Here is an 11,017-nt window from a genome sequence, read left to right as displayed (position 1 = left end):
CGATCCGGGTGGCCCGCTTCTCTTCTGTGGAGCTAAGGAGAATTGAACTCCTGACCTCCTGCATGCCATGCAGGCGCTCTACCAACTGAGCTATAGCCCCTTGTTTCTCTGCCGCCGGGCCCCTGCTCGGTTTCCCTTGCCGGTTCCCCCTGGCGACATCGAGAACATTACACGGTCATGGCCCAGGTCCAAAAATCGGTTTCCGGGCGATGCAGTTTGCCCGTTTTACCCCGCTCCGCAGACCTGTCGGCCACGCCCGTTGCCCGCCCCGCCCCGCCGCGGTCCTACGCTCTCGCGAACTGGTAGAACCGCTTGAGCGTGCAGTGCTCGTCGAGCAGCCGACCGTAGATCGGCTCCCCTTCCAGCTCGCGGTACGTCTCGATCGGGTCGCCTTTTATGATCAGCGCCCGCGCGCATTCCTCGCACCAGTACTGGTAGTCGGGGTTGACCGGGTCCATGTCCCGCACGATCGGCGTGCCGTTGTTGCACCAGTCGCACCGCCGCCGGTGTGCACCCATCCGTCAGCGACTCCCTCCCGCATCGGGCCGTCGACTCCCCCTCCGGCGGTCCCGATTCTGCCACGCGGGTGCGGGGCAGGTCAGCAGGCGCCGAAGGTACAAACGGAAGGATCCCGCCCCCTGTTGGGGACGGGATCCTGATTGTGGAGCTAAGGAGAATTGAACTCCTGACCTCCTGCATGCCATGCAGGCGCTCTACCAACTGAGCTATAGCCCCGCTCTCCGCCGCGCTCCCCCCGTTTCCGGTGTTCTGCGCTGCGAACAAGAAGAACTCTAGCCTGTGACCAGCCGGAAAGTGAAATCCGGGTGGGAGCCGCCCTGAGGCGGGCTCAGTCGTCGTCGCCGAGCACCGGTTCCGGCAGCGTGCCGGCGTTGTGCTCCATCAGGCGCCAGCCGCGCGCGCCCTCGCCGAGGACGGACCAGCAGCAGTTGGAGAGCCCGCCCAGGCTCTCCCAGTCGCGGGCCTCCAGGCCCAGCAGCCGGCCGATGGTCGTACGGATGGTCCCGCCGTGGCTGACCACGACGAGGGTGCCGCCCTCCGGCAGCCGGCCGGCGTGCTCCAGCACCACCGGCGCCGCCCGGTCGGCGACCTCGGTCTCCAGTTCGCCGCCACCGCGGCGGACGGGCTCGCCGCGCTTCCACGCGGCGTACTGCTCGCCGTACTTCTCGATGATCTCGTCGTGCGTCAGGCCCTGCCACTCACCGGCGTACGTCTCGCGCAGCCCGGCGTCCTGCGTCACGGGCAGCCCCGTGACGGCGGCCAGCTCGGAGGCCGTGGCGGAGGCCCGCCGCAGGTCGGAGGCCACGATGGAGTCGGGCTTCAGGGAGGCGAGCAGCCGGGCGGCGCGGCGCGCCTGCGCCACACCCGTCTCGGTCAGCTCGATGTCCGTGGAGCCCTGGAAGCGGCGCTCCAGGTTCCACGAGGTCTGGCCGTGCCGCCACAGGACGATCTTCCGGCCGGTCTTGCGGGGGGCGGTCGTGCTCAGAACAGATCACCGTCCAGGTCCTCGTCGCCCGCCGCCTCGCGCAGCTTGGCGTGCTCCTCCGCCTTGCCCTTGGTGAGCTTGGCGTCCTCGGGCAGGTCGATCTCGGGGCAGTCCTTCCACAGGCGCTCCAGCGCGTAGAAGACCCGCTCCTCGCTGTGCTGCACGTGGACGACGATGTCGATGTAGTCGAGCAGGATCCAGCGGGCGTCGCGGTCGCCCTCGCGGCGCACCGGCTTGGCGCCGAGCTCCTTGAGCAGGCGCTCCTCGATCTCGTCGACGATCGACTTGACCTGGCGGTCGTTGGGCGCCGAGGCGAGCAGGAAGGCGTCGGTGATCGACAGCACGTCGCTGACGTCGTACGCGATGATGTCGTGCGCGAGCCGGTCGGCCGCGGCCTGGGCGGCGGCGGTGATGAGCTCGATGGAGCGGTCCGTGGCGGTCACTGGCCATGCTTTCGGGTTGGCGGGCAGATCCTTACAAGGGTCTCATGTACCGCCGACCCCGCCCGCGCGGAACGTCCCGCGCGGGCCGGGCACCGGCCGAAGGCCTGGTCGGGCCGGGTCAGGACGGCTTGTAGTCCTTGCCCAGGGTCACCACGATGTCGGCGTTCACGGCGCTCTCGCCCTTCTTCACCGCGGTCTCGGGCAGGCCCAGCGTCTTGGCCACGTCGACGGCCTTGGCCCGCTGGGCGTCGTCCTGGTACGTGATCTGCGTGGCGGCCTGGGTCTTGTCGGCCTTGCCGCCGTCCACGAAGGTGTAGCCGCCGTTGAGCAGGGTCGCCTTCGCCGCGAGCTGCGTCTTGTCGTCGCCGGTGGCGTCCTTGAGGCCGACGCGGGGCGCGGCGCCGGCCTGGGCCGCCGTGAAGCTGCCGCCGAGCACCTCCTTGACGACGTTCTTGTTGGCGTCGTCGGTGAGCGCGCCGTCGGGCTTCACCGCTAGGACGTCCGTGCGGTACGCGCCCTGCTTGGCGTGTTCGCCGAGCTTGGACAGCAGGGTGCCGAGCGTCTGCGCGTTCAGGGAGGGGTCGAGGATCTGGCCCATGCTCTCGACGGTGACGGTCGCCGACTTCGGGTCGCCGGGGACCTTGCGCAGCACCCCGTAGAGCACCTTCCCGAAGCGGTCCAGCTGCTTGGCCTCAGGCTCGCCCTGAGCGCGGTGGGTGGCGTAGGCGACGGCCATCGCACCGCTGAGGTGCTGCTTGGCGCCCTGCGCGACGGCCGGGGTCTTGGCGGCGTCGTCGGCGGGGACGGCGGTGTCGGTGTCGATCTCGATGCCGCCGACCAGCTCGACCAGGTTCTCCAGGAAGGGGGTGTCCAGGCGCCAGGTGCCGCCGATGTGGGTGCCGAGCACCGAGTCGAGGGAGTCCCGTACGCCGCCGCCGCGCTCCTCGACCGCCTTGCCGAGGGCCGTGCCGGTGCCGTCGTCCTTCGGGACGCCCAGCGTGTTCGGCAGCAGGACGGTGGCGCCCTTCGCGGTGGTGACGTTGTCGACGAGCAGCACCGTGGAGGTGCCGCCCTTCTTGGTGTTGTACAGGTGCACGACGATCATGTCGCGCTTCTGCGCTCCGCCGGCGGCCGCGGCGGTCTTCTTCTGCCCGGGGCCGTCGAGGAAGGGCAGCTTGCCCGCGTACCAGAGGTAGCCGACGCCGCCCACGACGAACAGGGCGAGGACGACGATGAGCGCGACCACGCGGTTGCGGCCGCGGCGGCGGGCCTCCTCCCGGCGCTCGGTGCGGCTCTCGGTGAACTTGAGCCAGTCGATGACGTCTTCGGAGCTCTCGTCCGGCTGGTCGATGAACGCGAACTGCTCGGTGCGGTAGTCCGGGGCGGACCGGCCGTCGTCGGGGCGGCGCGGTTCGGGGACCCGGTCGGGGCGCTGCGGCTCCGGTCCGGCCGCCGGGGCCGGGGCGACGTGCTCGGGTGCGGCCTGCTGCGGGATCCACTGCCGGCCCTGCTGCGCGTGCGGGGCGTCGTACCCGTGGCCGGGAGCCTCGGTGTACTCCTGCTGCCCGTACTCGGGGGCGGCCGGCTGCTGCGGCTGCCGGTGCTGCTGCTGCTGTTGCGGCGTCGGCTGCTGGTAGTACGCCTGCTGCGGCTGCCGGCCGTAGCCCTGCTGGTCGTAGCCGTACTGCTGCTCGTACTGCTGCGCGGGCGCCTGGCCGTACACCGGCTGCCCGTACGGGTCGTAGCCGAGGAGCTGCTGCTCCTGTGCGGCGTACGGGTCGTACGGCTCCTGTCGGTCGTTCACCGCGGGGCCCCTCTCTCCGGAAGCTCAGGCTCCCCGGTACAGCTCACGCTTGTCGATGTAGCGCACCACGCCGTCGGGCACCAAGTACCAGACAGGATCCCCCTGGGCGACCCGGGTGCGGCAGTCCGTGGACGAAATCGCCAGCGCGGGCACCTGCACCAGGGAGACGCCGTCCTCCGGGAGCCCGTCGTCGGTGAGCACGTGGCCCGGCCGGGTCACTCCGATGAAGTGGGCGAGCGAGAAGAGCTCGTCGGCGTTCCGCCAGGTCAGGATCTGGGCGAGGGCGTCGGCACCGGTGATGAAGAACAGGTCGGCGTCTTCGTTGAGCGCGCTCAGATCACGCAGGGTGTCGATCGTGTACGTCGGGCCGCCGCGGTCGATGTCGATGCGGCTCACCGAGAACTGGGGGTTCGAGGCCGTCGCGATGACCGTCATCAGGTAGCGGTCCTCGGCGGGGGACACGGCGCGCTGCGACTTCTGCCACGGCTGGCCGGTCGGTACGAACACCACCTCGTCGAGGTGGAACAGGGCGGCCACTTCACTGGCGGCCACCAGGTGTCCGTGGTGGATCGGGTCGAACGTCCCGCCCATCACGCCGAGCCGGCGCTTGACCGGGCCGGTAGGCATCTCCTGCTCTCCCATGAGCGCAGAGCCTACTGGCCCGGCGGAGCGGTGCGGACCCGCATGCGGGCGCGTGCGCGGGAGCCGGTTCAGCGGTCGCGGTTCAGACGGGTGGTCACCCAGAGCATCAGCAGCAGGATGCACAGCGCGCCGCCACCGGTCAGGAACGGGTTCAGGCTGTCGTGGTTGCCGCCGTGCTGCTCGGCGCCCTCCGACGCGAGAACGACCAGGTTGTGGGCGGTGGAGGAGAGGCTCATCAGGCAGATACCTATCGAGTCGGGGAGCGAGCGGAGACTTCGCTCACATCGTATGCGGGGGCCTGGGGCACGCTCACGCCGACTCAGGCGTTGGAGAGGATAGACGCAGCAGCACTCAGGCCGATCAAGGGGGAGGGCGTCATGACGGAGACCGGTTTCGAGAAGGTCCCGGCGAGGGACCGCAGGAGGTTCCCCGGTATTTCCTCACGCGCGTACGAACACCCGGCGGACCGCTCGGCGCTGGTCGCGCTGCGCAAGCTGAGCGGGTTCGACACCGTGTTCAAGGCCCTGAGCGGCCTCCTGCCGGAGCGGAGCCTGCGCCTGCTCTTCCTGTCGGATTCCGTCCGGGTGGGCGAGACGCAGTTCCCGCACCTGTACGCGATGCTGCGCGACGCCTGTTACATCCTGGACCTGGAGAAGGTCCCGCAGATGTACGTGCAGCAGGACCCGCTGCCGAACGCCATGTGCATCGGGCTGGACGAGCCGATCATCGTGGTGACGACGGGCCTGGTCGAGCTGCTCGACGAGGAGGAGATGCGGGCGGTCGTGGGCCACGAGGTGGGCCACGCGCTGTCGGGGCACGCGGTGTACCGCACGATCCTGCTGTTCCTGACGGGTCTGGCGATGAAGGTGGCGTGGATCCCGCTGGGCAACGTGGCGATCATGGCGCTGGTGACCGCGCTGCGGGAGTGGTTCCGCAAGTCGGAGCTGTCGGCGGACCGGGCCGGTCTGCTGGTCGGACAGGACCTGCAGGCCTCGATGCGGGGCCTGATGAAGCTCGCGGGCGGCAACCACCTCCACGAGATGAACGTGGACTCCTTCCTGGCCCAGGCCGAGGAGTACGAGGCCGGCGGCGACCTGCGCGATTCCGTGCTGAAGATCCTCAACATGCTGCCGCGGACGCATCCCTTCGCCACCGTGCGGGCGGCCGAGCTGAAGAAGTGGTCGCAGAACCGGGACTACCAGCGGATCATGGACGGCCACTACCCGCGGCGGGACGAGGACAAGGACACCTCGGTGTCGGACTCCTTCCGCGAGTCGGCCTCGCACTACGCGGACACGGTGCGCAGCAGCAAGGACCCGCTGTTCAAGCTGGTCGGCGACATCGCGGGCGGTGCGGCCGATGTCGGCGGCAAGCTGCGCGACAAGTTCACGGGCGCGGGCCCGGCCGCCGGGAGCAAGGGCGGCGAGGCTACGGAGCGGGGCTGACGGGGGCGGTCCCGGCGGGCGTGGGCGGCGCGAGGACGCCGCACAGCCCGGCGGTGCGCCGCGGGGTGCCGCTGGCGTACGGGTCGCTGGCGGCCGGGCCCACGGTGGTCGGTCCGGCTCCGGCCAGGACCGGGCGGAAGCCGCCGGCGGGATCGGCGGAGCAGTCCTGCGGGCCGGCCATCACGTAGGCGGAGACCAGCTCCGCCCGCCGGGTCGTGAGGTCCTCCCGGTCGAAGCGGAGCCGCAGCTCGCGCCGGACGGTGAAGAGCGAGGCGCCGTCTTCCGCGGCCGGGGACCCGGTGGCGGGGCGTACGGCGTACACGAAGGTGTGGTCGGTGGTCACTTCGAGGACGTCCGCGGAGATCTCCTCGAAGGAGAGGGTTCCGCTGACCCGGACCCGGGTGTCGGCCAGGGCGGCGGTGCCGGGGTCGAAGCGGACCAGCCAGCCGGTGGCGGCGTGCCGCCCGTCGCCGGAGGGGGAGGTCATGCTGCGGTCGAACTGCGCCAGCTGGTCGGGGTCGAGCAGGACCCGTACGGGCCGGGTGGCGGCGCCGGCCAGCACGTCGGGGTCGAGCGAGGACTGCACCAGGTAGTCCTTGGCGATGGACAGTGCGGTGACGACCTGGGCTTCGGCGAAGTGGTGGGTGCGGCGTACGGCGGGCAGGGTGATCCCGGCCGCCCCGACGCGGAAGTCGGCCGCCGGGCTCTTCGCGAACAGGTCGACGGGCCGCCCGCCGGGCACGGCGGTACCGGGCGCCAGGGGCACGACGGTGCCGGCCAGCGGCTCGGTGCGGCCGGTGTACGCGGGTACGGCCGGGTTGCTCAGGCCCATGTAGACGGCCGTGGCGAAGGCCACCGCGATGAGCAGCATCAGCAGCATGCCCTGGCGGGCGCCCCGGCCGGGGGTGCTGGTCCGGGGCCGGGCGGGGCCGCTGCCGGACCAGATGGACCGGCTGCGTACGGCCCGGGCGTGTTCACCCATGCGCTCCTGCGCGGAGAACTCCTGGAGCCGGGCAGCCCGGACGAAGTCCTCGTCGAACACCACCGACCGGTACTCGTCCGACCGGAACTCCTCGTCGCCCCCGCCGGTGCCCTCGGGGGTGCCGTCGGGTGGATCTCCTGGAACGGCCATTGCTTCTCCCCGCTGTCCCCGCTTCAGAGAAGCCCCCAGCTCCGGCGAACGCGAGTGGGGTCGTTACCTTCAGGGTTGGCGGCCGACGGGGTACATAAACGCTCCGGCGCCGGTGACTTCCGTCAGCGGCGTGCTGGTGGGCGCGGGAGTGTGGTCGGCGTCGCTCGACGCGCTGCGGTAGACCGCGCTGAAGGCGAGGGCGACCATGCCGAGACCCATCACGAAGGCGAGCACCCAGGCGACGGGGCGCAGCCACGGCGAGCGGCCCCGGTAGGGCCGCAGGGCGCCGCCGTAGGCCCCGTACGGGCCTTCCGGGTAGCCGTGGCCGTATTCCCAGCCGGGCTCGTCGATGCCGTACCCGTCGGGGCGGCCGTAGGCGTAGCCGTCGTGGTCGTCGTCGGACGTCCAGCCTCCGGCGACGGCCCGGGCGGCTTCCGCCTCGGCGCGCGCCCGGTCGGCGGCCCGCTGGCGTTCCGCGGCACTCGGTTCATGGATTTCGGCGCTCCGGACGAAGTCCTCGTCGAACACCACGGAGGCGAAGTCGTGATCCGCGCCTCCGCGGTCGTCGCTGTCGGGCTCCCCGTCGTCCGGGATCTTGCCCCCCACGTCGTCCGGCACAGGAACAGCCTAGACCTGGGGGGCTGCTTTGGGCAGGGCGTGAGCGGAAATCGGCCACCCGGTGTTCGCCGCGCGACTACCGAACGTGACCGTCGCCGGTGACGATGTACTTGGTGGAGGTGAGCTCCGGAAGGCCCATCGGGCCGCGGGCGTGCAGCTTCTGGGTGGAGATGCCGATCTCGGCGCCGAAGCCGAACTGGCCACCGTCGGTGAACCGGGTGGACGCATTCACGGCGACGGTGGTCGAGTCGACCAGCTGGGTGAAGCGGCGGGCGGCGGCCTGCGAGGTGGTGACGATCGCCTCGGTGTGCCCGGAGGTCCAGCGGCGGATGTGGGCGACGGCGTCGTCGAGGGAGTCCACGACGCCGGCGGCGATGTCGTAGGAGAGGTACTCGGCGGCCCAGTCCTCGTCGGTGGCGGGCAGCGCGGTGGCCTTGGAGTTCTCGGCGGCCGCGAGGACGCGCGCGTCGCCGTGGACGGTGACGCCGGCGTCGGCGAGCGCGTCGAGGGCGCGCGGCAGGAAGGCGTCGGCGATGTCGCGGTGGACGAGGAGGGTCTCCGCGGAGTTGCAGACGGAGGGCCGCTGGGCCTTGGAGTTGACGAGGATGTCCACGGCCATGTCGAGGTCGGCCTGGGCGTCCACGTAGACGTGGCAGTTGCCGGTGCCGGTCTCGATGACCGGGACGATGGACTCCTCGACGACGGTCTTGATGAGGGAGGCACCGCCGCGCGGGATGAGGACGTCGACGAGCCCGCGGGCGCGCATCAGCTCGCGGACGGAGTCGCGGGACTCGCCCGGGACGAGCTGGATCGCGTCCGCGGGCAGACCGGCGCTCTCCACGGCGTCGCGGAGGATGGCGACGAGGGCGGTGTTGGAGGCGTAGGCGGAGGAGCTGCCGCGCAGGAGGACCGCGTTGCCGGACTTGAGGCAGAGGGCGGCGGCGTCGACGGTGACGTTGGGGCGGGCCTCGTAGATGATGCCGACGACGCCGAGCGGGACGCGGATCTGGCGGAGGTCGATGCCGTTGGGGAGGGTCGAGCCGCGGACGACCTCGCCGACCGGGTCGGGCAGGGCCGCCACGTCGCGGACGTCGGAGGCGATGGCCGCGACGCGCTCCGGGGTGAGGGTGAGGCGGTCGATGACGGTCTCGCTGGTGCCGGCGGCGCGGGCCTTGTCGGTGTCGACGGCGTTGGCGGCGACGATCTCGGCGGTACGGGCCTCCAGGGCGTCCGCGATGGCCAGGAGCGCGGTGTCCTTGGCGGACCGCGGGAGCGGGGCGATGGCCGCGGCGGCGGTGCGGGCCGCTTGCGCGGTGGCGATCACGGGCGAGACGGTGGCGTCGAGCGAGGTCATGCCGCCCAGGGTAATCCCCGGCCCCGCCCGACCCGACGGGGTTCCACCCCCCGAGACACCCCGCCCCGGCCGGGCTCCCGCGCCGCCGCGCCGCGGACCGTGGTGCCGGGACAGCCGGTCGGACGCCGGCCCGGCGCCCGCGCCGCTGCCCGCCGTCCGTGGCCCGGGTCGTCGAGTGCCGGTGGCGGGCCCTGCGGGACCGGTCCCCCCCCCGCCCTTCCACCGTTCCCCGGGCTCCGCCCGGACCCGGGAAACCCCGGGGCTCCGCCCGGACCCCGCCCCACCGCCCGCCGGACGGAGTCCCGGTGCAGCGGGCCGGAGCCGGCGACGTGGTGCGGGGAACGCGTCTAGTAGGGGTGGACCCCGACGGGGTGCGCCGGGGGTGGGCCGTAGCCCTCTGCCACGCGCAGGTGGTAGGTGGCGCGGTCGATGACCTCCAGGCCGACGATCTCCCACGGCGGGAGCTGCGCCGAGGAGCGGTGTTCGCCCCACAGGCGCAGGGCGACGGCCGCGGCGTCGTGGAGGTCGCGGGCCTCCTCCCAGTAGCGGATCTCCGCGTGGTCGTCGGCGTACCTGCTGGTCAGCAGGAAGGGGTGGTCATGGGCCAGCTGTTCCAGCCCGCGCCGGACCTCGGACAGCGGTGCCGGCTTGCCCGAGACGCTCAGGGTGACGTGCCAGAGGCGGGAGGCTTCTTCCTGCTCGTCCCCGCCGCCGCTGATGCTGGTCAGCGCTCGTCTCACCAGCCGCCTCCTGTCTGCGCCATGCTGCCTGTCCGCCCCTCACAGTTGACCAGTCCCCGGCCCGCCGCGCGGCGGTTTTACCGAACCTCAGCCCTCCAGCAGGACCAGATCGTCGCGGTGTACGACCTCCCGCTCGTACTCCGGGCCGTATTCCTTCGCCAGCTCGCGGGTGGAGCGCCCGAGGAGGCGGGGGAGTTCCTTGGCGTCGAAGTTGACGAGCCCGCGGGCCACGGCGCGGCCGTCGGGCCCGCGCAGTTCCACCGGGTCGCCGGCGACGAAGTCGCCCTCGACGGCGGCGATCCCGGCGGGCAGCAGGGAGCTGCCGCGTTCGGTCACGGCGCGTACGGCGCCCTCGTCCAGCACCAGGTGCCCCTGCGGGGTCGAGGCGTGCTGGAGCCAGAGCAGCCGGTCCGCCGAGCGGCGGCCGGTGGCGTGGAAGTGCGTGCCGGTCACCCGTCCGGCCAGGGCGTCGGCCGCCTGGCTGGCGGAGGTGAGGACGACCGGGATGCCGGCCGCGGCCGCGATCCGGGCCGCCTCGACCTTGGTGACCATGCCGCCGGTGCCGACGCCCGCCTTGCCGGCGCTGCCGATCGAGACGTGCGCGATGTCCTCGGGGCCGTGCACCTCGTCGATGCGGGTGGTGCCGGGGAGCGAGGGGTCTCCGTCGTAGAGGCCGTCCACGTCGGACAGCAGGACGAGGAGGTCGGCGCGGACCAGGTGGGCGACGAGGGCCGCGAGCCGGTCGTTGTCGCCGAAGCGGATCTCGTCCGTGGCGACGGTGTCGTTCTCGTTGACCACGGGCAGGGCGCCCATGGCCAGCAGCTGGTCCAGGGTCCGGTAGGCGTTGCGGTAGTGGGCCCGGCGGCTGGTGTCGTCGCCGGTCAGCAGCACCTGGCCGACGCGGATGCCGTACCGGGCGAAGGAGGCGGTGTACCGGGCGACGAGCAGCCCCTGGCCGACGCTGGCGGCCGCCTGCTGGCGGGCCAGGTCGGTGGGGCGCCGCCGCAGGCCGAGCGGGGACAGGCCCGCCGCGATGGCTCCGCTGGAGACGAGGACGATCTCCTTCTCGCCGCCGCTGCGGGCCTTGGCCAGTACGTCGACCAGGGCGTCCACCCGGTCCGCGTCGAGTCCGCCGGCGGCGGTGGTCAGGGAGGAGGATCCGACCTTGACCACGATCCTGCGGGCGTCCACGACACCTTGCCTAGCCGCTGACACGTCTGTCCCCTTGCCCCTTGCCGGTACGTCTGCCACCTCAATCTACGGGGTGGTGCGCGGCGCCCGCGCAGGGGTTTCAGCCGGTGGACCCGGCCGGCCGCGCGCCCGCGCGGGCCACCC

12 protein-coding genes and 2 tRNA genes are annotated in these 11,017 nt (G+C 72.2%); 1 reads left to right on the top strand and 13 read right to left on the bottom strand.

What is annotated here, in order from left to right:
• Positions 1–27: 27 nt before the first annotated feature.
• The 8 genes from ACFXA3_RS12855 to ACFXA3_RS12820 form a co-directional block, all read right to left on the bottom strand.
• Positions 28–100, bottom strand: a tRNA-Ala gene (locus ACFXA3_RS12855).
• 184 nt (positions 101–284) lie between these two features.
• Positions 285–518 carry a hypothetical protein gene (locus tag ACFXA3_RS12850; protein ID WP_008738908.1) on the bottom strand — a complete coding sequence of 78 codons (234 nt, stop codon included), beginning with the start codon at positions 516–518 and terminating at the stop codon, positions 285–287.
• Between the two features lie 144 nt (positions 519–662).
• Positions 663–735: transfer RNA gene (locus ACFXA3_RS12845), tRNA-Ala, on the bottom strand.
• A gap of 112 nt (positions 736–847) precedes the next feature.
• Positions 848–1,504, bottom strand: a complete 657-nt coding sequence (locus ACFXA3_RS12840) for a histidine phosphatase family protein (protein WP_385185886.1) — start codon at positions 1,502–1,504, stop codon at positions 848–850.
• On the bottom strand, positions 1,501–1,947 hold the full coding sequence (gene rsfS / locus ACFXA3_RS12835; RefSeq protein ID WP_327132035.1) for a ribosome silencing factor: 447 nt from the start codon (positions 1,945–1,947) through the stop codon (positions 1,501–1,503). Before rsfS ends, ACFXA3_RS12840 begins: the two co-directional genes overlap by 4 nt.
• A gap of 118 nt (positions 1,948–2,065) precedes the next feature.
• A complete protein-coding gene (locus ACFXA3_RS12830) occupies positions 2,066–3,751 on the bottom strand; it encodes an LCP family protein (protein ID WP_385185884.1) in 1,686 nt (561 codons plus the stop codon).
• 24 nt (positions 3,752–3,775) lie between these two features.
• Positions 3,776–4,393, bottom strand: a complete 618-nt coding sequence (gene nadD, locus ACFXA3_RS12825; RefSeq protein WP_030862415.1) for a nicotinate-nucleotide adenylyltransferase — start codon at positions 4,391–4,393, stop codon at positions 3,776–3,778.
• 68 nt (positions 4,394–4,461) lie between these two features.
• Positions 4,462–4,629 carry a hypothetical protein gene (locus ACFXA3_RS12820; RefSeq protein WP_376202917.1) on the bottom strand — a complete coding sequence of 56 codons (168 nt, stop codon included), beginning with the start codon at positions 4,627–4,629 and terminating at the stop codon, positions 4,462–4,464.
• A 141-nt stretch (positions 4,630–4,770) separates the two neighbouring features.
• Here ACFXA3_RS12820 and ACFXA3_RS12815 point away from each other — a divergent pair, with 141 nt between their 5' ends.
• Positions 4,771–5,838 (top strand): M48 family metallopeptidase, encoded by a 1,068-nt coding sequence (locus ACFXA3_RS12815; RefSeq protein ID WP_385185881.1) that lies wholly within the window; start codon positions 4,771–4,773, stop codon positions 5,836–5,838.
• On the opposite strand, the gene ACFXA3_RS12810 is transcribed toward ACFXA3_RS12815, so the two are convergent.
• From ACFXA3_RS12810 to proB, 5 genes are all read right to left on the bottom strand, one after another.
• Entirely contained in the window at positions 5,822–6,970 is a 1,149-nt protein-coding gene (locus tag ACFXA3_RS12810) for a hypothetical protein (protein WP_385185877.1), read from the bottom strand. The two genes, ACFXA3_RS12815 and ACFXA3_RS12810, sit on opposite strands and share 17 nt — an antisense overlap.
• A 69-nt stretch (positions 6,971–7,039) precedes the next feature.
• Positions 7,040–7,588 carry a hypothetical protein gene (locus ACFXA3_RS12805; RefSeq protein ID WP_385185874.1) on the bottom strand — a complete coding sequence of 183 codons (549 nt, stop codon included), beginning with the start codon at positions 7,586–7,588 and terminating at the stop codon, positions 7,040–7,042.
• A 76-nt stretch (positions 7,589–7,664) separates the two neighbouring features.
• On the bottom strand, positions 7,665–8,942 hold the full coding sequence (locus ACFXA3_RS12800) for a glutamate-5-semialdehyde dehydrogenase (protein WP_385185871.1): 1,278 nt from the start codon (positions 8,940–8,942) through the stop codon (positions 7,665–7,667).
• A 347-nt stretch (positions 8,943–9,289) separates the two neighbouring features.
• The gene (locus ACFXA3_RS12795) at positions 9,290–9,682 is read right to left on the bottom strand and encodes a hypothetical protein (protein ID WP_376202929.1); all 393 of its coding nucleotides are present in this window, start codon (positions 9,680–9,682) and stop codon (positions 9,290–9,292) included.
• An 87-nt stretch (positions 9,683–9,769) separates the two neighbouring features.
• Positions 9,770–10,897, bottom strand: a complete 1,128-nt coding sequence (proB, locus tag ACFXA3_RS12790) for a glutamate 5-kinase (RefSeq protein WP_385185869.1) — start codon at positions 10,895–10,897, stop codon at positions 9,770–9,772.
• Between the last annotated feature and the right edge of the window lie 120 nt (positions 10,898–11,017).

The sequence above is a fragment of the Streptomyces sp. NPDC059456 genome (genome assembly GCF_042750055.1).
In the GTDB taxonomy this organism is placed as follows: Bacteria; Actinomycetota; Actinomycetes; order Streptomycetales; family Streptomycetaceae; genus Streptomyces.
The sequence above is the reverse complement of the archived record's forward strand: the minus strand, read 5'-3'. Positions and strand labels throughout refer to the sequence as shown.

Bases quoted from the DNA above. Each gene is read 5' to 3' on its own strand.
- ACFXA3_RS12850 (WP_008738908.1), bottom strand. From the start codon at position 518: ATGGGTGCACACCGGCGGCGGTGCGACTGGTGCAACAACGGCACGCCG.
- nadD (WP_030862415.1), bottom strand. From the start codon at position 4,393: ATGGGAGAGCAGGAGATGCCTACCGGCCCGGTCAAGCGCCGGCTCGGC.
- ACFXA3_RS12820 (WP_376202917.1), bottom strand. From the start codon at position 4,629: ATGAGCCTCTCCTCCACCGCCCACAACCTGGTCGTTCTCGCGTCGGAG.
- ACFXA3_RS12815 (WP_385185881.1), top strand. From the start codon at position 4,771: ATGACGGAGACCGGTTTCGAGAAGGTCCCGGCGAGGGACCGCAGGAGG.
- ACFXA3_RS12810 (WP_385185877.1), bottom strand. From the start codon at position 6,970: ATGGCCGTTCCAGGAGATCCACCCGACGGCACCCCCGAGGGCACCGGC.
- ACFXA3_RS12800 (WP_385185871.1), bottom strand. From the start codon at position 8,942: ATGACCTCGCTCGACGCCACCGTCTCGCCCGTGATCGCCACCGCGCAA.